Source organism: Isachenkonia alkalipeptolytica (assembly GCF_009910325.1).
In the GTDB taxonomy this organism is placed as follows: Bacteria; Bacillota; Clostridia; order Peptostreptococcales; family T1SED10-28; genus Isachenkonia; species Isachenkonia alkalipeptolytica.
The window spans coordinates 107,417-127,788 of record NZ_SUMG01000006.1 but is presented as its reverse complement, the minus strand read 5'-3'; the positions used below and the strand labels follow the sequence as shown (position 1 = coordinate 127,788).

General features: G+C 43.4%; 22 protein-coding genes. 20 read left to right on the top strand and 2 right to left on the bottom strand.

Going from position 1 to position 20,372, the window contains the following annotated elements:
* The first annotated feature begins 31 nt into the window (after positions 1-31).
* On the top strand, positions 32-508 hold the full coding sequence (locus ISALK_RS06810; RefSeq protein WP_160720499.1) for a flavodoxin family protein: 477 nt from the start codon (positions 32-34) through the stop codon (positions 506-508).
* Between the two features lie 158 nt (positions 509-666).
* Here ISALK_RS06810 and ISALK_RS06805 read toward each other — a convergent pair whose 3' ends face one another.
* Positions 667-810, bottom strand: coding sequence for a hypothetical protein (locus ISALK_RS06805; protein WP_160720497.1), 144 nt, complete (start codon positions 808-810; stop codon positions 667-669).
* A 293-nt stretch (positions 811-1,103) separates the two neighbouring features.
* On the opposite strand from ISALK_RS06805, the gene ISALK_RS06800 reads away from it, so the two are divergent.
* From ISALK_RS06800 to ISALK_RS06715, 19 genes are all read left to right on the top strand, one after another.
* Positions 1,104-1,472 (top strand): GntR family transcriptional regulator, encoded by a 369-nt coding sequence (locus ISALK_RS06800; protein WP_371723667.1) that lies wholly within the window; start codon positions 1,104-1,106, stop codon positions 1,470-1,472.
* A gap of 2 nt (positions 1,473-1,474) precedes the next feature.
* Positions 1,475-2,440: an ATP-binding cassette domain-containing protein gene (locus ISALK_RS06795; protein ID WP_160720493.1), complete on the top strand. Its 966-nt coding sequence runs from the start codon at positions 1,475-1,477 to the stop codon at positions 2,438-2,440.
* A complete protein-coding gene (locus ISALK_RS06790; protein ID WP_160720491.1) occupies positions 2,437-3,165 on the top strand; it encodes a hypothetical protein in 729 nt (242 codons plus the stop codon). The genes ISALK_RS06795 and ISALK_RS06790 overlap by 4 nt, the downstream gene beginning before the upstream one ends.
* A 186-nt stretch (positions 3,166-3,351) precedes the next feature.
* A complete protein-coding gene (locus tag ISALK_RS06785) occupies positions 3,352-4,305 on the top strand; it encodes a hypothetical protein (RefSeq protein WP_160720489.1) in 954 nt (317 codons plus the stop codon).
* Positions 4,298-5,347 (top strand): hypothetical protein, encoded by a 1,050-nt coding sequence (locus tag ISALK_RS06780; protein WP_160720487.1) that lies wholly within the window; start codon positions 4,298-4,300, stop codon positions 5,345-5,347. Before ISALK_RS06785 ends, ISALK_RS06780 begins: the two co-directional genes overlap by 8 nt.
* A 14-nt stretch (positions 5,348-5,361) precedes the next feature.
* Positions 5,362-6,081 (top strand): NAD-dependent deacylase, encoded by a 720-nt coding sequence (locus tag ISALK_RS06775; RefSeq protein WP_160720485.1) that lies wholly within the window; start codon positions 5,362-5,364, stop codon positions 6,079-6,081.
* A 356-nt stretch (positions 6,082-6,437) separates the two neighbouring features.
* On the top strand, positions 6,438-7,298 hold the full coding sequence (locus tag ISALK_RS06770; RefSeq protein ID WP_160720483.1) for a hypothetical protein: 861 nt from the start codon (positions 6,438-6,440) through the stop codon (positions 7,296-7,298).
* A gap of 53 nt (positions 7,299-7,351) precedes the next feature.
* Positions 7,352-7,816: a serine hydrolase gene (locus tag ISALK_RS15340; RefSeq protein ID WP_371723664.1), complete on the top strand. Its 465-nt coding sequence runs from the start codon at positions 7,352-7,354 to the stop codon at positions 7,814-7,816.
* A 26-nt stretch (positions 7,817-7,842) separates the two neighbouring features.
* Positions 7,843-8,427, top strand: a complete 585-nt coding sequence (locus ISALK_RS06765; RefSeq protein WP_371723662.1) for a serine hydrolase domain-containing protein — start codon at positions 7,843-7,845, stop codon at positions 8,425-8,427.
* Positions 8,428-8,540: 113 nt separating this feature from the next.
* Complete coding sequence (locus tag ISALK_RS06760) at positions 8,541-8,954, top strand: GNAT family N-acetyltransferase (RefSeq protein ID WP_160720481.1); 414 nt, start codon at positions 8,541-8,543, stop codon at positions 8,952-8,954.
* Between the two features lie 143 nt (positions 8,955-9,097).
* The gene (locus ISALK_RS06755; protein WP_160720479.1) at positions 9,098-10,345 is read left to right on the top strand and encodes a tetratricopeptide repeat protein; all 1,248 of its coding nucleotides are present in this window, start codon (positions 9,098-9,100) and stop codon (positions 10,343-10,345) included.
* A 404-nt stretch (positions 10,346-10,749) separates the two neighbouring features.
* Positions 10,750-12,339, top strand: coding sequence for a sodium:solute symporter family transporter (locus ISALK_RS06750; protein WP_160720477.1), 1,590 nt, complete (start codon positions 10,750-10,752; stop codon positions 12,337-12,339).
* An 86-nt stretch (positions 12,340-12,425) separates the two neighbouring features.
* Positions 12,426-13,640 carry an ester cyclase gene (locus tag ISALK_RS06745; RefSeq protein WP_160720475.1) on the top strand — a complete coding sequence of 405 codons (1,215 nt, stop codon included), beginning with the start codon at positions 12,426-12,428 and terminating at the stop codon, positions 13,638-13,640.
* Between the two features lie 43 nt (positions 13,641-13,683).
* Positions 13,684-14,964 carry an MFS transporter gene (locus ISALK_RS06740; protein ID WP_160720473.1) on the top strand — a complete coding sequence of 427 codons (1,281 nt, stop codon included), beginning with the start codon at positions 13,684-13,686 and terminating at the stop codon, positions 14,962-14,964.
* A 16-nt stretch (positions 14,965-14,980) separates the two neighbouring features.
* Positions 14,981-15,670: a nuclear transport factor 2 family protein gene (locus ISALK_RS06735; RefSeq protein ID WP_160720471.1), complete on the top strand. Its 690-nt coding sequence runs from the start codon at positions 14,981-14,983 to the stop codon at positions 15,668-15,670.
* Positions 15,671-15,680: 10 nt separating this feature from the next.
* Entirely contained in the window at positions 15,681-16,694 is a 1,014-nt protein-coding gene (locus ISALK_RS06730; RefSeq protein ID WP_160720469.1) for a nuclear transport factor 2 family protein, read from the top strand.
* Between the two features lie 46 nt (positions 16,695-16,740).
* Positions 16,741-16,998 carry an alpha/beta fold hydrolase gene (locus ISALK_RS06725; protein WP_201756856.1) on the top strand — a complete coding sequence of 86 codons (258 nt, stop codon included), beginning with the start codon at positions 16,741-16,743 and terminating at the stop codon, positions 16,996-16,998.
* Positions 16,999-17,192: 194 nt separating this feature from the next.
* Positions 17,193-18,044 carry a CPBP family intramembrane glutamic endopeptidase gene (locus ISALK_RS15335; protein WP_160720467.1) on the top strand — a complete coding sequence of 284 codons (852 nt, stop codon included), beginning with the start codon at positions 17,193-17,195 and terminating at the stop codon, positions 18,042-18,044.
* A 122-nt stretch (positions 18,045-18,166) separates the two neighbouring features.
* Positions 18,167-18,901, top strand: a complete 735-nt coding sequence (locus tag ISALK_RS06715) for a metallophosphoesterase family protein (RefSeq protein WP_160720465.1) — start codon at positions 18,167-18,169, stop codon at positions 18,899-18,901.
* Positions 18,902-19,025: 124 nt separating this feature from the next.
* Here the strand turns inward: ISALK_RS06715 and ISALK_RS06710 are convergent, their stop codons facing one another.
* Positions 19,026-20,285 carry a M24 family metallopeptidase gene (locus tag ISALK_RS06710; protein WP_160720463.1) on the bottom strand — a complete coding sequence of 420 codons (1,260 nt, stop codon included), beginning with the start codon at positions 20,283-20,285 and terminating at the stop codon, positions 19,026-19,028.
* Between the last annotated feature and the right edge of the window lie 87 nt (positions 20,286-20,372).

The following is a 20,372-nucleotide window of genomic DNA, read 5'->3' as shown; positions in this document are numbered from 1 at the left end:
CTAGTAACAATTTTTTAAAAGGAGGATAATCATGGCGAAAATACTGGTTATTTATTACAGCAAGACAGGCAACACCAAAAAAATGGCGAAGGCTGTCGGCGAGGGGGTTAAAGAGAGGGGAGGAGAACCGGATGTAGTGCATGTTGAGGATTTCGGGGATATAGAAAAGCTCTTGGATTATGACGGGTATATTATGGGCTCCCCCACCTACTTTGGCATTCTGGCGGCCCCCCTGAAAGACTTTATCGACAGAAGCATCAAAGTGTATAAAAAGCTTGATGGAAGAGTGGGTGGCGCCTTTGCCTCAAGCGGGATTCAAGGAGGAGGAAATGAAACAACCATTCACAGTATTACCCAGGCACTGAAAGTTCACGGCCTTATTATGCCCGGCTTTAGCGGAGCAGGGCATTATGGTCCTGCAGCGGTCGGGGAACCGGATGAAAAAATCATTTCCGAATCCAGACAGCTAGGTAAAAGTGTTACGGCCCTGGCACAAAAGATCAGTTAGTAATTTTCCTGTCGAACTGTGGTTTGAGATGACCGGCACGGATATTTTCGAGTCAGCGAAGCAAATGTGTAGATTATCAAATTGAAATTTTTTTCTGTTTAAGTAAGGACATAATAAGAAAGAACTCTGATTTGTAATAATCAGAGTTCTTTTAAGAATTATTTAAAAGCACAGGGGATTCCAGATTTATTTCTAGCGGTTCTCATTTTGGCTTCGTATTCCGCGGCGCTAACAGAATTTTTCTTAGGCTTCTTTAGAAATCTTTCTTTCAAAGAGGTTTTTTTCTTTTCATGGTTTTTCATTAGTCAAAACTCCTTTTTTTTGAGCGCTTTTTCTGTTCTAAATTGGTTTGGAGCAATAAAACAACTTTTGTATTCTACGAGTGTACGAATACTAGATAAGGACATCATATCATTAATTATACTTTAGTACAATAATAATGGGGAGAAACAAAGGTGTAATATCATTAACTTAAGGAGCGGGGCCGGTAGGCTTTTTTTTATTTGACAAATCACCCTCAAACATATATACTTATATACATAACTATATAACCATAGAACAAAAAGGAAAAAATAGAGTCAAGGAGGTGATGCGGGTGAAGGGTTCGCTAAAAGGAGACAAACCCATATATTTACAGATCAAAGAGGGGATAGAGGATCAGATCTTACAGGGGGAACTAAAGGAAGGGGATCAGATACCCTCCACTAATGAAATGGTTCGATTTTATAAAGTCAATCATTTAACCGTATCCAAGGGGATGAACCTTCTGTTTGACGATGGGATCATCTTTAAAAAACGGGGAGTGGGCATGTTTGTGGAGAAAGGGGCCAGGGAAAAATTGCTGGAACAGCGAAAGGAGATCTTTCAGGATCAGTACATTTTACCTTTACTGCGGGAAGCCGAAAAAATCGGATTGGAAAAGAAAGATCTCATCAAGATGATCGACAAAAAAGAGGGGGAATAAGCATGCAAAGGGATGAAATAAAAAGAGAAGACCGGCAACATTCCGAAGAGGAAACCGAGGCGATGATCGAGTTGAAAAATCTTACCTATCGCTATGAAGCCGAGGCCGTACTACAGGATCTAACCACTTCACTAAGCAGCCCGAAAATATATGGACTAATGGGACGAAATGGCGCAGGGAAAACCACGCTGCTCGCTTTGATCAACGGCTATATAAATAGGGGGGAAGGGTCCTTAAAGGTCTTTGGTGAAAACCCCTTTGACAATCTTTCCGTTGCAGTGGACGTCAGTTATCACGGAAAGCCGGATTTTAAGGAGGAACGGAACAAGGTAGAAGAGATCCTAGGCTTTTATCGGCGATATCGACCGAATTTTGAAATCGATATTGCGAAGGAGCTCTTAGGGGATTTCGATATCTCCCTGGACAAGACTATTAAAAAACTCTCCCAGGGAAAGCAGTCGGCGCTGAATGGGATATTGGGGCTGGCAAGCGGTACGCCGGTGACATTGTTGGACGAAGTTTATGTCGGCATGGACGCCCCTTCCAGAACTAGAATGTACCGGGCGATTTTAGATGAGCAAATCAGAAGGCCCCGTTTGATGATCCTATCCACCCACATGGTCTCGGAGATGGATTATTTATTCGATCATGTGCTGATTCTTAAAAACGGAAAATTACTCATTGATGCACCGGTGGATGAAGTGCTGGAAAAGGGAATTGCTGTCAGCGGCGAAAAGTCGAAAGTTGAAGATTTCACTAAGGATTTACAGGTGCTTCACCGGGAAGCCTTAGGACCCATAGAAAAGACCGTGGTTTATGACGAAATCACAGAGGAAGACAGGAAAAGAGGTCTGGAAACCGGTTTGGAATTTGAAGAGACTTCTCTGCAGGATTTATTTATTCATCTAACGGAAGGGACGGAAAAAGTCGCCGGAAAGAAAAGCATGGGAAAGGAGGATACAAAATGAAGGCAATGAAGGAAAGTCCAGGAAATGAAAATCATAGAAATGAAAATCTTAGAAATGAGCATCCTAATAATCGAGTGCTAAAAGTAGCGTGGGATATGGCTAAGTTACAAGGGGGCGTGGTGATGGGAGCCACGGCGGTGGCCTTTCTTTTGAATATGGCTTTCTATTTTACAAGGGGAAGTTTCAGTGATGGGGGATTTAATTTTATGATCCATCTCCAGGAACGGGCTTATATCTTTTTCTTAGTGGCGGGAATTTTGATACTGGGAAAAATGATGGGAGATTATATCAAAGTGGGGGTAACTCGACGGGAATTTTTCTTTGGAAATCTTTTGAGTTCTTTATTTTTAGTTCTGTCTCTATTTGTTGTAGGCTTATTTCTCCATGGGATATTAAGTTTGGTGCTTACCGGTTACGTATTTAGTGAAGGATTGGAAATCGGAAGATTGGTTCCGAGCTTCCTTGAAATGCTGCAGTATTATTTTGTCGGCTGGTTAATCGCCTTGATATTTAAGCGGTTTTCCGTGATCAAAGGGGTGCTCATCCTTCTCGGCGTGGCCTTTCCCGCCTTCATGTTCTCCATGTTGCCGGCGATGATGATCGAGTCCGACGGTGGGCCTCATCTGACGGGACTGGCTTTTCCGATCCAGGGGATAATATTTACGGGGATTATCATTTGGGTGATTTATTTAACCATTCGAAGATTTCCCTACGCTATTGAGTAAAGAACGAAGCAAATTTTACGGAATTAAACCTTGTGAAGAGCACTTAAAAAGAGCCTAAATACTAACCGCCGGAACTTAATACTTCTAGGCGGTTATTTATTTTGAAATAAAAAAAGGTTTTCGAAGCACCGGTATAGAATATATTAAAAAGAAACCAAAAACTGACAATCATACCGGGGGGATTCTATGGAAAAAACGATTTTTGCTTACATAAGCGATAGCTTCAAAATTTTACGGTCCAATAAAGTACTTTTGTATACGGGACTGATCGATGCCCTATTCTTTATGACGTTGATCTATGCCTCCTACCGTATTAATCAAACAGCCCAGAGTTCCGGAAATTTACCCTTTTACGCCACCGGCGGTCCGCCGCCTTATTTGATCGGAGTTGCCGTCGCCGGATTTATCGGGGCATTTCTCCTTTCGGGAAAGCTTTACATGATCCGGAAAATTTATCAGGGCCATCACAATACGAGGCGACAGGAGACTGATCAACAGGAGGCTACCCAGCACAACGCCGGTAATCGTAACGCTGGGTATCAGGATACCGGTGAAAACAGCACCGGTGAAGGGGAGGAGGTAGCGAATATCACAATGAGAGACTACGCTGACGGGATGGGGCGCTTCGGCCTGAAAATCCTGGTGGGCAGAGTGATTATTTTTACCGTCGCCTTTTTCATGCTACTGCCCTTGGCCCTGGAGCTGTTAAACTCCTCGAACCCAAGGCTGGTGGACTGGGCGCCGGCGGTGATTTTTCTTATCACCCTGCTGTTTGCACTGTGGGACACCATTATGGTAGCCGATGACGGTAGCATTAAGGATTCCGTCAACCTCAGTATTTCCTTTGTGAAAAAACACTACCCCGTGGTGCTCGGGCTGCAAATTTTTGCCGCCGCCGTTGCTTTTCAAAGTGTATTGAGCCCTAATGTGCCCTTTCGAATGGCCCAGAGGCTTTTGGCGGAGCCCTCCATGGGTATTGAAAAAACCTTAGTGGAGCTTCCCGGATTGTACCAGGGAATCCTCAGCACTTTCGGAAGTATCTCCTGGGGCTTGGTGGTGCTCTTAACCGTGATCTTCAATGTCATTGCACCGATGATTTTTATGGATCTGTATATGGATCGGAGGGAAAACAATGTGTAAAGGTGGTAAAGATCGTAAAGGTTTTATACTCAAGCTTATGCTGGTTCTCAGTCTTTTGATCGCCTCGATTTCTGTTGTGTATGGAAATTCAGGGCCGCCCACCGTCCGCCCGTCGGATCAGAAAATGGTTTTTGATGAAAATAGCGGCGTCGCCCTACAGGAAGAATGGGTTACTATTATTATGGAATCCGAGGAACAGGGAATCGTAGAGGTTCGCTATGTGATGGAAAACATCAGCCGGGAAGAGGAAAATCTGGAAATGCTGTTTATTTTACCGGAAAGAAGCGATTCCTTAGAGGTCTTTTGGAATAATGAGCGCATCGAAATAGAAGAAGAGGTCTCCCGTACAAGACTGCCCAGTAACTGGAGAGCATCGGAGCTTCCCTTAGTGCATGACCCGCTGTCGGGAATGAGTCTAAGGGGGGAATACTCGGTTTACGGAAGCTATGGAAACAGTCGAGGAAAACTGTTTACGGTGGATCTACCCTTAGGGGAAACGGGGGAGTTGACCCTTCACTATCCCAGCTACAGCGGGATTTATCAACCTACGGAAGTGATTAATTCCATCTACCATCAGGTTTATTATCTGACACCGGCTCTTTTTTGGGAGGGGGATGCGAAGGTAAACTTGGAATTTCAACTGCCCGAAGGGGATTACGCCGTGGACTCCAACATTCCCATGGAAAAGGCCGGCGAAGGGATTTACCACGGGACCTTGGAAGAGCTTCCCCAAGAGGAGTGGCTTGTGGGGTTTGTGTCCACCTCGGGACTGTTTCTTGGGACCAATGTTCGGGTAATTCATAATGTTATTGTCGCCGCAGTTATGGCTGTTATGGCCACAGGGATCCTTTGGTTGAGTATAAAGAAGGATCCGAAATATAAATGGTTGGGCCTAGTACTGATCCCCATGATATTTTTGTTTCGAGTGGGCTGGGGGCTTTTTCTTCTCGCGGTATTTGCCGGACCCTTAGTGCTTACGGTTCTGGTGGTGTGGCTGTTGGCTTTTCTTTATAAACGCTATGTCAGGAGGAGTGCAGGGTAAAGGAGGTTATTCAAATGAAGAATGAAGTTATGGAACTGGCAGATTTACTAAAAAACTCCAAGCATGTGGTGGTACTCACGGGAGCAGGGATGGACACCGAAAGCAATATTCCCGACTTTCGTGGAAAAGACGGCTGGTGGAAAAACATGGACCCGAGAACCGTGGCAAGTATTGATACCCTACAGGAAAACTATTCGCTATTTCATGAATTTTATTCCATGCGACTGAAGATGCTGGAAGGTGTTAAGCCCCATAAAGGACACTTCATACTCGCCGAGCTTGAGAGCAGGGGAATGATTGAGGGCATTGCCACCCAGAACGTAGCAGGCTTACATGCCATGGCGGGGAGCCGTAGGGTGTATGAACTCCATGGAAATATTCGAAGCATCCGATGCAATAACTGCCACCGGGAGGCCGGGCTAAAAAACTTCTTAAACAAGGAAAAATGTAACTTCTGCGGTGGCGCCCTACGACCCGGGGTGGTGTTGTTCGGAGAAATGCTGCCTAACGAGGCCTGGGATTCCGCCATGAGCGCCATCGAGAGAAGCGACTTACTGGTGGTTATCGGCACCAGCCTGGAGGTATATCCCGTAAATCAGTTGCCGATGATGACCCGGGGAAAAACCGTATTGATTAATAATGAAGACCGGGGCGGCAGCGGAATGTTTGATTTGAAAATCATCGGGAAAGCCCGGGAGGTACTCGAGGAGTTGTATGACAATCTGGAAGATTAGGAGATGACAGCGGGACGGAGTTTTTGTCATCTAACAAGCTCGGCTGGACCCATTCCATGAGCAGCCGAGCTTGTTTTTATGCAGGTCTGATCCCCAGGGGTAAAGGAATAAGGGCTTCGGTCTACAGACCGAGAAAGCGTAAGTCTCTAGAAGGGATCTAAAGACATCTTCCGACGGTTATATTCAATAGGAATAACCTTTATTATTATAGTTAGCTAATATTAATTATGGAGGCTGTTATAATGAAAAAGGTTTTATTATTGCACAAATCAAATACCGGGTACATAAAGAAACCGAGACATTATGAAAGGAGCTGAAGAAAAATCAATCAGAAACGGGAAAAAATCTACATCGGAATGATCATCGCATTACTAATTTTCACCTACTACAGCCGAAGTTTACAGTCCGGGGATCTGCAACGAATTGAAAACCAACTCCATAACATGAGTCGGGAAATATCTCGTGAGGTCGGCCGTATCGAGCAGCAGGTCGGTCAAATCCGGGAGGAGGAACGGTGGTGGAGCAAAGGATCTTTGGAACTGGAACGAAAAGGGGAGAATCTTCAGGAGGTTTCAGTAGAATATCAGATTCAAGACTACAAAGATGGAGAAAAGCTTTACTTTCACTACCGACCCACAGCAGATGAGCACTATCAATCGGTGGAAATGGAGGAGGTCAGCACCGGGGTTTTTCGTGCCGTGTTTGATCTTGCACTGTCCATCGAACCGGAGATCAGGATGCACTACAGCGGCAGCAGCCCCGGAGATCGAGGGAATGAAGTTCAGACATGGGCCGATCAGGAAGAGGGCGGACAGGACTATCTCCCACATTATGTATCAACGGAGTACAACGGTGAGAGAAGAACCACCGCAGAAGAAAAGATGCACTTTTCCGGAATGAAGTTTGAGCTTTACCATCCGGTTCATATCAATATCCATCATCATGGGGGAAGTGAACCGGAGTACGATGTCAACATCGATGTGGACCAGTATCATCCCTCGCCCAATTACCAGCTAAAGACCCTGGAGACTTATTTATTGAAGGAAAACCACAAGGTAAGGGAAGTGGAAATGGAGCATCATGAGGAAAATACTTACCGAAATTATCGTAAGCGTATCCCTATGGAGGAGGAAGTCTACGATGAAATTCTTTTGCGGTTTATTTATGATAACGAAGAGGTGTTTGAACGAAGAGTGAAAGTCGGAGAAGGGCAATAACAGCCCTGATGGCTGTTTTGAAAAATCGACTTCTAAAAAAGGAGTGAAAACCGGTGCGTCAGGAAGAAGCTAAAAAAGCAATTGAAGATATGTTTAGAAAGCAGGTACAACAAGACCCTAAAGCCAAGAATGCGTATTTATTGGTTCATTCAGACAAGTTGGATTTTCATATGAATATTGCGGAGGGTTCCACCGGGGATTGGCCGGCAAGCCCCGGGCAAGCGAACTACATGGCCAGTGTGGGTAAATTATTTACCGCTACGATCATCAGCATCTTACATGAAAAGGGGGCCCTCTCCTTTGAGGATCCCATCAACAATCACTTAGACGGGGAATTACTGCAAGGTCTTCATGTGTACAAGGGCAAAGACTATACCAAGGATATCAAAATCAAGCATTTGCTAAAACAAACCTCAGGTTTAAATGATAGTTTCTGGCCCCTGCTGGAGAAGCTTTTGGAAGAGAAGGATTTTAACATGACCCCTCGGGAGGCCGTCCTCTGGGGGAAAAACACTTAAAACCCCATGGCCCCCCGGGGAAAAAGGTGAACTATACGGATACCAATTATTATCTTTTAGGCTTAATCATTGAAAACACAACGGGAAAAGCCTTTCATCAAGTGTTGAAAGACTATATTTTCCTTCCCCTTGGAATGAAGAATGCATCGATGCTTCACTACTCCGAACCCAAGGAAGCCTACAAGGAACCTATTGCCCATTTCAGCAAAGACAATCGAATAATGAATGATTTCAAGAACTATGGGGGGATTGACTTTGCCGGCGGCGGGGTTGTAGCCACCAATGAGGATTTGCTCAAATTTATGAAGGCCTTAGTAACGGGGCGGATTATTTCAAAGGCTACTCTGGAGACCATGAAGAATGATGGGGATCAGTTATACTTCGGGATCGATTATGGTTATGGAGTTTGGCAATTCAAAAGGATACCGGTTTTTATGCCGGGGAAATACAGCTGTTGGGGATGCGCCGGGGTAACCGGGGCCTTTATGTTTTACCATCCGGAACTGGATGCGTACCTGATCGGTAATTTTAATGATGTATCCTATAAATCGAAGGGCATAAGGTTTATGCTTAAAGTGATAAACCAACTGTTAAAAGCAAATACTAATTGAAGGGTTCCATAGCTTATATACCTATTGAAGATAACCGGATTGTTAGGGAGATTAGAACAGGTAATTGTGCAAGCCAAGGTTAACAAAACCCAAAGGATGAAGGGGGATGTAAGATGGAAAAAATAAATTATCAAACAGCAGATTCAATGGAAAAAAGCAAGGTACTTCCATTATATGAAGATGCCGGGTGGACGGCCTATACAGAGAATAGCCAGCAGTTGATGGCGGCGATTTCCAAGTCCTTGAGGGTGGTCGGAGCCTGGGACGCAGGAAAACTGGTGGGTCTGATACGAGTGGTGGGAGACGGAGAAATTATACTCTTTATTCAGGATATTCTGGTTCTTCAGGATTATAAAAGAAGAGGGATCGGAACAAACTTAATGAAGCTTGTAATGAATGAGTTCAAGGGTGTCCGGCAAAAGGTGCTTTTAACCGAGGATACGGAAGAAACCAGAGGGTTTTATGAAGCCCTGGGCTTTCGCTCCTGTGATGACGGAAGAATGGTGGCTTTCGCCATACAGAGGTAACCTCTCCCTGGAAGAATTCCTAAAAGCTGGCTAATGCATTGGAAAGAGAATTTAAGAGTAAAGAGAATATTCAAGTGGAATCATCAAAGCGTTCTATGATAAAATGATTCTAAGAATATGCATAGAAGAAAAGAGTGATACCCTTGGAAAAAGGCTTTAAGTTAGGCATAGAAGACATCAAAATCCAAACCCCCGGGGCTCAGATCATGGACCGGATCCTAAAAGAATATGAAAGTCTGGATGCTTTTGGAGAGAAGATCAATCTGTATTCCGATTCCATTAAGCAATATCTATACAGTAAAAATTTGGGTTCCGGGGCTTTTAAAGTGAAATTGACCATGGCTTTGGAAGAGGACTTTCATAATCTGTACATTCCTGAGGAAGACCAGATTAAGCATTATGTGTCGAATTTATTACTCTATAAAGAACAGTACAATAAAAAAGAAGACGTTCAGGTTTTGGAACGATTGAAAAAAATCTGCTTTGAAAGAGAAATGTTAAAAGAGTATATTGATGTATGTCGGGCCTATGCTTCTTATTATTATAACCTGAACGACTTGGACCGCAGCATTGCCTATTATGACCTGGCCATTGACTACTTAAAGAAAAAAGAAGGTCAACCCCGTCTGATTCTTACCATGTCAGAGTTGGGGCTGGCCTTGCTGGCAAAAAAGGATCGGGAGCGTCTACAGGAATTAATGCCCTATATTGTACGGCGCCTAGATAAGGCCAACGAAGATTTTATCCATAACATGGATCAAATCTATTATAATTTGGGACTGATCTATAATCATCTGAAAAAACATGAATCTGCATTATTGATGTTTGAGAACGGGGAAAGACTTACCGAAAGAAACACCATGAAAGCAAAATGCTTGATTGCGAAAGGGAATTATGAACTTTTGCAGGATAATTATCAAAAGGCCGAGGAACTTTATTTAAAATCCAAAAAGATCATTCGCTATCAAGGAAAGGTCGTAGAAGAGAATATGGCGGATTATTCCTTGGCTCGGCTATACTACAAAATGAATCAAATTAAAAAAGCAGAAGTGTTGATGGATGATGTGATTCATCGTTTAAGGGGCAAAATCACTGCAACCCGGAACGACTATTTAACGGTTTATATTCAGATTAAAATGCGTCTTCGGAAAAAGGGAGAAGTTTTGGCTGTTTTGGAACAGATGATTGATGAGGAGAAGGAAGGATATATTTATTATCTCCATCAATTGAACGTAATTAACAGGATTGTGGATGAGATGGATGCGAAAAATCCCTTATTAAAGAATTTAAAAGAGCTGATGATCGAAAAGGCCAGGGAAGAGCGGCGCTGGGATCCGGACTGCCTGGATAAGCTGAAAGTGATTATTGGAAGCATTATGATTAAAGATTAATAAAGGTATTTTATGGAGAACCCTTTGGTGCGGGTTCTTTTTTATGGCAAAAAGGGATGAAGAAAATTCCGGGCCATATAAAAATGGGTCATATTTACATATGGAAAGAATTCTTTACAAATTGGTTTTTGCAGTGATTATAGAAAGTACAATCAGAATCATTAAATAAATCAAAATTTAAGTTAGTTAGGGTGAAACCGACAAAAAGGACAATAGGATAAATAAGGAATGGATAAACATTTTGCAAAAACCAGATTGAATTATAATCTACGATAAATTGGGGCAATTCCATACAAACAACCATACAAAAATCCCATATTATAGCAAAATCATAAATTGTTATTTTAATAACATGGTTTTATGCTAATAGTACGCGCGATATCAGATTAGAAAGGAGGTAAATTATGAGTTGGATCGATTGGATTTTAGTGGGGGTATATCTACTTGGTCTTGTGGTATTAGGAGTGAAATTAGGTAAAACTAACAAAACCGAAAAGGACTACTTTTTAGGAGGAAGAAATTTTAAATGGTGGGCCATCGGTTTATCGATTATTGCAACCCAGGTCAGTGCCGTAACCTTTATCGGTGCTCCGGGATGGGCCTATACCGATGGCCTTTCTGCAATTATTATGACATTAAATATTCCCCTGGTACTTTTTTTTATCAGCGGTATATTTCATCCATTTTTTTACAACATCCAGGTTACTTCCGTGTATGAGTATTTGGAAAAACGTTTCGGAAAAGTGATTCGGGCACTGATGGCTTTTGCCTTTTTATTTAAGTCCATTATGGTTATGGGAACGATTTTGTATGCCCCGGCTTTGGTACTGGCAAGAGTAACGGGAATATCTATTTACCTGGCCATCGGCATAATGGCGGCCATTGGAATATTCTATACGATTTTAGGGGGAATCAAAGCCGTAATCTGGACGGATGTTACCCAAATGGTCGTACTTTGGTTTGGACTGGTTCTTACGATTTTCACGGTGGTTCAAAGCATGCCCGGAGATTTCACAACAAGCATTGCATCGATCCGGGATGCGGGAAGGATGACGGCTCTGAATTTTACGCAGGGACTATCGGTGGCAAATAGTGTTTGGGCCGGGTTGATTGGAGGAGCGGTGCTTCACTTGGGATATTTCGGGATTGATCAAGCCCAGGTGCAACGGGTACTTACAGCGAAATCCATGCGCCATGTAAAACATTCTTTATGGTTCGGAGGGTTTGTGGTCGTAATACAAATGTTTTTCTTTATGATGATGGGTTCCTTTCTTTACGTTTACTTTCAGGGGATTCCCTTTGAAAATCCCAACGATGTCTTTATACGATTTGCCTTAACCGAGTTTCCCGTAGGACTGTTAGGGATTATCATTGCTGCGATCTTTGCATCGGCCATGTCCAGTCTGGACTCATTACTAAATTCCATGACTACCGTGGTGATCAAAGATGTGTATAAAAACCATATGAATCCTGGAGCTTCCGATGAGCAGGTCTTGAAGATTTCCAAGAAACTTACTTTGGTCTTTGGAATATTTATGGCGGTCTTTGCGGTAATCGTCAGCACTTCGAATTTATCCATTCTTGAAGCCATTAGTGTGTACGGTTCCTACCTACTGGGATCCATGCTTGGAGTATTTATTTTAGGGATGCTGACAGTAAAAGCCAATGAAAAAGGAACCGCAGCGGGATTTGTCCTGGGAATAGTAGCGGTAGCTTTTGTGGCACAAAACACCGAGGTTTATTGGATGTGGAACAATTTAATCGGTGCGGGAACCACCATTATCGCAGGGTATGTTATTAGTATATGTACGGGTTCGGAAACCAAAGATATTACACTCTATACCATACAAGGACAAAAAGCACTCTTTGATAAACGGAAATTCTCGGAGATGGAAGACGGAGTGTTTATTGCTCCCGGTCGATTTGAGAAGAGGTCATACGGACTGTTAATTTACCTGGCGGTGATTTTACTTTTCTTCTACCTTATCGGTTAAAAGATGGACTGCAGTGTAAGGGGTATTTACCATGAAGGATCAATATTCGAGGAATAAATGAAAGGCTTAAAAAGGAGGCAAAACCAATGAAAACCAAAGAGCAAGATAAAAAGAAGCAACAAGAGACCCTGGCCTTAAAGGAGGAAAAAACCATGGGAAATACTAAGAATCAAGGATCTAAAACTTCAAAAACCCCTGGAAGTGAAAAGGTGTTTTATGGAGACAGTACTAAAGTAAGTGCAGTTGGGCATTACGATTTTAATGACTATGTAAAGCTGGAAAGTAAAAACCAAAAGATGGAGGGTTTTGATCCCCAGTACCGGGATTTTGTGGATTATATCATGAAAATTACCCATAATATTTGGGAAGAAAAAGGAATCGGTGTGATTTATGATACTTATCACAACAATGTCACAATGCATACGGGATCCAAGAGCATTGTAGGTATTAAGGAGATTATTTCCGGAACCATGCAAACCCTGCATTCAATGCCGGATCGACGGCTGATCGGACAAAATGTTATTTGGTCTCCCTTAGGAGAAAACGGATACCTTTCTTCCCACCGGGTAATGTCTACGGCCACCAATACAGGAGATAGTATGTTTGGCAAGGCTACGGGTAAAAAACTGACCTTCCGTACGGTTATCGACTGTGCCTGTGAAAACAATCGAATTTACGAAGAATGGCTGGTTCGGGATAATCTTACCATTGTAGAGCAAATGGGATTGGATCCCAAGGCGGTAGCAAAAAATATGGCTAAGAAGCATGATAAAAATGACCGGGTCACTCCGGAAAGCTTCGGCCTGGGAGAAAACATGAGGGGCCAGTATATGCCGGAAAAATACACACGGAAAGATGAATCCGTGGGGGAATGGATGTTGGAAATGCTCAGTCATGTATACAACTATCGATTGTTTAATGAAGTCCGGGACTACTATAGCGACAGTGCTTGTATGCATTATGTGGGTAATAAAGATCTTCATGGCCATAATGAAATTCAAGGAATGTTCATCAGCTTCTTTGCATCTTTTCCTAATGCGGAATTTATGGTAGACCGGGTGACTTGTAATGAAAAACCGGAAAAAGGCGAATGGGATGTGGCGGTAAGATGGCGCATCAACGGAATCCATGAAGGGATTGGTTTTTTCCAAGAGCCCACGGGTAAACCGGTAAATATTTTAGGAATCAATCATTACCATGTAAAAAACAATGAAATTGTAGAGGAATGGGTTACCTTTGATGCATTGGATGTCCTACGACAAGTGGTTGATACCGATGAAACCCCGGAAAAAGAAGATTAAAAATTGATATTTAAAATAAGAAAATAAGAAAAGAGGTATAAAAATGACAGATGCACAAGCAATCAATAAAGATGATGAACTGGTTATTCTCGGGAAGGACCGAACGAATCCCCAACGGTTAGTGGCATTTTTTTCGATCCTGGTCGTGTATTTTTTCTACTGTTATAATTTTATGATCGGAACCTTTGTAAGACCCACCATGGTTACGGAAATTGCCGCCGGAGGATTCGGATTCACCCTCTCTCAAGCGGAAGCCATCTTTGCGATAATGTCCTTTGCCACTATTCCCGGTACATTGATGTATGGAAAGTTGGCAGGAACCATCGGAAAAAAACGAACACTGATGATTATTGCAGTGATGTTTGCCACAACCACTTACTTACCCTTATTGGCGCCGACGAATTTTACCCTTTGGAGAATTGCCCGGTTTGTAACGGGACTGTCCCTAGGTGGGGTATTTGGAACCGCGGTACCCCTTGTGGCGGAAATGTTTCCTCAAAAGCATCGAGGGAAACTTGCGGCAATTCTAACCAGTACATTCTCGGTAGCAATGATTTTTGCCGGATGGTTATACGGTGTGTTAGGGGATGGAAACTGGGAAATGCTGATTTATACCGCGGTAATTCCTCCTTTGGTAGGAACCGTGATGATTTTCTTCTTTGTGCCCAGTGATCGTCAGCATGCAGAGGAGTTAAAGAAAAAAGCAAAGGAAAAGGGAGAAAAGGTAAGTTACTTAAGTATGTATAAAGGAAAGTATCTTTTTATCGGGATCGGCGTGATTGTACTTTCCGGTTTTAACTTTTTAGCTTATTCCGCTTTTGCCAACAACGCCACCACCTATTTAACCAACGAGTTGGGGATGGCCGCAGCCGTAGCAGGTTCCATATACAGTTTGCAGGGAATCGGTCAACTGATCGGATACAACATTTGGGGCTTTATTGCGGATAAGTTTGGAAGAAAAGTGCCGGCCATCGGGATGGCATTAGCCGCGGTAGGGGTATTTATCTATATGCAGCTGAACCCGGAAAACGTCACGGCTTTTCGAATGGTCTCATTAATGATCGGTTTTAGTGTTGGGTTCTCCGGCGCCTGGGGAGCTTACTATACGGAGCTCTTCCCGAAACGCTTCAGTGCACTGGCACCGGGAATTTCTTTTAACGGTGGTCGGATAATTTCATCGATTGCCCTACCCTTTGTGGCGGGAGTAGGTTCCAGCGCTGCGGGGATGACAGGGATCTTCAGTATTGTAATGGCCGTATTTGTGGCGGGAGCCGTTCTTTGGTTGTTCCTTCCGGAGACGTTGAATAAGCCGAGGGAAGAATAAGTCGTGAGGAAAGGAAATGAAGGGTGTTATGATTAAAGAGTTTTTATCAGGGGGATGTAAGTTTCAAAAAGCGCTTATCAAAAATAATATTACTGAATGGTTCCATGAGGATGCCTTAATGTATCTCTGCCATCCCTTTAATCAGTTGGTGGGCGTGGGGGAAATTATTAGTATTTTTTATGAGCCTCTCTGCACTTCTTTTGATGAACTTAAAAAGACGCCCTCGATTTGTATAGCGGGGGAGGTCGGAGGAGACCTATGGATCAGCAGTAAAGGTGTATATCGAGGGATTTTTAATAAAGAATGGTTGGATATACCTCCCACCTATAAAGAAATGAATCTTGGCTATGGAGAGTTTCACCGACTGAAACAGGGAAAGATCATTGAGACCAGAATGCTTTTGGATCTTCCCGATCTGATAAAACAATCCGGGACGGTCCTTAGGGAAGACAAAAGTAAGGAGAAGACTCCCTATCGACCAAAGGAGGAAACCCTTCATTTGATCGACGGTTCCTTCCATGCCCTTCTGAGCTGGGTAAAAGGGAGTGCTCAAAAAGAGGATATCCGGCGGATGGACTGGTGGAGCCATGGAGGGGATCTTCCCCTGGATCATTATTGGATGAGAGATGAGCTGCGGTTGAAGCTGGATCAAGGGATAGATGTTTTAGAAGAGGTGCAAAAATCGAAGGATAAAAAAACATATTAGGAGGGCTATTATGGGAAGGTTTCAAGAAGCGAAAGGAATCGTACAAGATTTTTTCAATGGGTTGGAAAGAGCAAATGAAGAGGAATTGCCGGGGATATTAGAAAAATATACCTCGAAGGATTATCGATGGCGAGGGGTTTATCCTTACCGGGAGCAGGAAGGGATTGAAAATGTGGCGAAAAAATTCTGGGTACCTCTTAAAAAGTCCCTAAATCACATGCAGCGGCGACAGGATATCTTTATTGCCGGGGATAATGAAATAGATGGTAAACAGTGGGTTATGAGCATGGGCCATTTTATGGGGCTTTTCGATCGGGAATGGTTAGGCATCCCTCCCACTGGAAAAATGATCAATCTCCGTTATGCGGAGTTTAACTGTGTGGAGGAGGGAAAGATCAAAGAGACCGGACTTTTTATTGACATCATCGGCTTTATGCTTCAGGCAGGAATCAATCCCCTGCCCCCATCAACGGGAAATTATTTCGTTTATCCCGGACCAAGAGATCATAACGGACTTCTTTTTGAGGATGCGGATCCGAAAGAAGGAAAAGACACATTGGCCCTGGTTAATAAAATGGTGCAGGACCTTTCGGATCTTAATGAGAGCGGAGCCATGGGATGCCCGCCGGAAATACTTGAGAAAGCCTGGTCTAAAGAGATGATCTGGTACGGTCCAGGAGGTATCGGTGCAAGTTATACGATCCCTCGGTATCAACTGCAACACCAGCTACCCTTTCGAAACAATTTAAAGGACAAAAAGTTTAACGGTCATGAATGCCGTTTTGCAGAAGGAAATTTCGCCTGCTTCTTTGGATGGCCGAACCTTTCCAACACACCCACCGGAGGATTTTTAGGACTTCCTGGAGGGGAAGCGCGAGGAGATATGCAAGTGGTGGATGTGTATTATCGAAAAGGTGATAAATTGTTGGAAAACTGGGTATTTATTGATATTCCTTACTGGTTGAAACAACAAGGGGTGGATATTATTGAACGCACCGCGATTATTGAAAATCCTAAATATTAATTCGGCAGAAAAATAGAATTATTCAATTGACGAAAAAGAAGTATCATTGTATAAAAATCTCACCCGTTTTATCATTCAGGCCAAGGCATGCCTGGGGCACAGTGCCTATGATGAACTGGAAAAGATTCAGTGCCCCACCCTGGTCATTGGTGGAGGCAGGGATGAAGTGGTGGGTATCAATACCTCGGAAGAAATAGGGGAGAAAATTCCGGGAAGCAAATCCATAATTTATCCGGGTCTTGGCCACGGCGCCTACGCCGAGAGTAAGACATTTGACCGGGATGTGCTGAAGTTTTTGTCTTGAACCGTCAGTATCACCAACATCATTAGTATCGCTGATAACACCAGAAGCACTGATATCAGCGGCATCAATAATAACACCAGCATCACTGGTATCATTGAAGTGACAAATGTCACAGGTTACCGTGACAGTATTCACTATAATAACCTTTTTGTTTTGTTAAGCTTAAGGTAAGAATAAAGCAAGGAGGTTTTATTGTGTCAAAGAATACTAAAAGAATTGTAATGTTTTTAGCCGTAACCTTCGGATTAATGTACCTGTCCCATGGATTGATTGCCCTGTTATTGGAAACTACAGCCATGGAATTAGAGGACTTTCCCTTGAATATCCTCGGGATTATCGGTGGCGGCTCGCCGGCTTTTGCGGCGCTGTTTATGGTATACAAAATGTACAGCGAAGAGGAGCGAAAAAACTACTGGAATCGGGCGTACCTCTATAAAGCACATTGGTTTTGGTGGATGGTGGCCTTGCTTTCCCCACTGGTCATCGGTCTTGGGGCCAATCTGATTTATCACGGAGGATGGTGGAACCCTGATATACAATGGAGTCATATTGCGGCATTTCCCCTTACCTTTGGGGCCATGATTTTTGCCGGAGGTGCGGAAGAACTGGGATGGCGTGGAATCCTGCAGAATTCAATTTCAAAGAAGGTTCATCCGGTAGTAACAGGGATCCTTATCGGGATTATCTGGGCTATTTGGCATGGACCGCTGTTTTTGATTGACGTCTTCGCCCATTACAACTATGCTTTTTCCACTTACTTTCTTTTTGCAATCGTTTACTCTTTGCTTTTAACACTGTTGGTTTACAAGACCCGAAGCATCCTCTTGGCAGTATTAATGCACGCCGGTATTAATGCCTTCGGAAATTTGGGCTTTGGCATTCCCATGGAAGTACACGAAGGAGTACTTGTTTTTCTTGCACTACTATTTATAGGATTCGCCTCAGCTCTTCATTTCGCTGAAAAAAGTAATATACCGGTCAATTGCCGTCCCGGTGATAGAGGTCGGTCTGCTATCAAAGTAAACATGCACTCTCCGAAAGAATAATGTAGTCGCGTTAGTAGTGGATAGTCCTTTTTGAAAATTCTAATAAATGTTATAATAAACCTAAGAATTAAAGGGTTCAATAGACGACCCAGGGGTATATCAAATGCTTACGGGAGGGGATTATGATATATAAAATAGCGGTTATGTCCGATGTACATGCAAATTTACCGGCACTCACCCGGGTTTTAGAGGATATTAAAAAGGAGAAATGCGATAGAGTCTATCACATAGGGGATGCCATCGGCATCGGGGCCTTTCCGAAGGAAACCTTAGACGTCATGCTAAAGGAAAACATCATAATGATCATGGGAAACCATGAATATTACTACTTAACCAAAGGCTTTCAATTTCCAAAGGGCACTACAAAAGGAGAGGTTGATCACCATAAGTGGGTACGAAAAGAACTGGGTATAAAATATCAGGAAGCGGTTTCGAAGTTTCCGGTTCTGGAAAATGATAAGTTGGTGGGATTAAACCTGGGATTTATCCATTACGTGGTAGACCCCGAAGGAAAGGAACCCTTAAGCTTTAAAGATGTGAAGGAGGACCTTACAGAAACTAATATTGATGCATTTTTTCAACTTGAAGGCTACGACATCATTTTTTTCGGTCATCAGCATCACCCCCTGTTGGAGTGTCGAGGCAAGGAAACCGGGACCCGGTATGTAAATCCCAGCGCTTTGGGTTGTCAAAGGGGAAGTTTTGCGAACTACAGTATCTTGGAGATTAATGAAACGGGTTTTAACATCCGACACAAGGAAGTGACCTATGAGAAAGATAAGGCGGTAAAGGCCTTGGATCTTAGAAAGGTACCGGCCAAAGAATATATCAAGAAAATATTTTACGGCAGAACCTAAAAAAACTTTTAAAAATACTCGGGATCAATATCCCTGAAGAAGCATAAGAAAACCGCCTTGGAAGCCATCAATTACGATGATGAACTCCCGGCGGTTATTTTTGTGAAAGCTCTAAGATTAATAGCTATTTAATAAGGAGTAGCTCCTCCTGGCGTTTTGGCAGGTAACGAAGACGATTATCGATAAAGGCGGTGGTTTCCTCGAGCATGAAATAAACCTTTGGTCCTTCCCAGCAGTCCACGGATTTCCAGATATTCAACTCCAAGGCATAGCAAGTGGCGTCCCTTAATCGGTGTTCCCCCGAGGTTTTTACAAATTCCTGTTCCTCGAACAGCCCCACATTCATTCCGATGGCGTGGCCGTAGAGGCCGATGGGATGGGAGTATAGCCGGGGATGAAGCCCCTGTTTCTTCGCGAGTTGTAAGGAGCTTTCCAGTATTTCATTGCCTCTTCTGCCTTCTTTGAACTCTCCGGCGACGATATCCTGAAAGGCCTTGGCTTCTTCAAAGCCTTCCACAAGGTCTTTGGGTACTTCTGTTTCTCCATCTTTCAGTACATAGGCCATTCGCTGGGTGTCGGTGCAAAGGGTAAGATACTCGATGCCGATGTCACAGTGCAGAAGGTCCCCCTCCTGGATCACCTGATCAAATATTCGAAAACGGGGATCCCCTTTTCTTTGCAAACTTACATCGGGACTGAACCATGCCCGGAGTCCCAAGTCGTTGATGACTTCATGGATCCACCACTGAAGATCTTCGGTGGTGGTCTTACCGGGGGTGATGGTTTCTCCGGAGAAGGCATCTTCAATAATGGATGCGGCCACCGCGTATACCTCTTGATAAAGGGCAATTTCTTTTTTTGTACGGGTTTCCAGCCACCGGCGGCTTAGGTTTTCGGCGCTTACCATGTTTTTCTCCCAAGAAGAGCCCAGCGTCGTTTTAAGTTTTTCATAGAGGCCGTGGGAAATCCCATCGGTAAGGCCGGCATTTTCCGAGTAGTTCACACCGATGGTCTTCGGTTGAAGACTTGTCACAAGGTGGTTAAGACAGGCCCACTGATCTTCTTTTTCCCGATCCCAGATATTCTCATAAAATCGCTCCAAACGCTGATTCGGGCCGAAAATACTGTAGCGCTTCATAGTTTCTCCGTTGAAATGAAAAACGAGAATGGAAAGCCTTGAGGCGGTTTTCTGCAGGGGAGGGATCAGGGTGTTGAAAACCGGGTCTTCATTATACTCTCTTGAGGGAAGAATCCATAGGTCAATTCCTGTTTCCTTCATTAGTTTCGGAAGAAGGTGGTCCAAACGATGCTCCAGCAAATTATCGATGATTTCGTATTGCTTTTTTAACGGCAGAATACCGTATTTTTCTTTTCGATTATTCATAGAGACCTCCTTGATTTTTTTATACAGCCCTTAAAGGGCTATCTTCTAGTTTGTATACCCAACTCCTTTAATAATTCACAGCAGAAA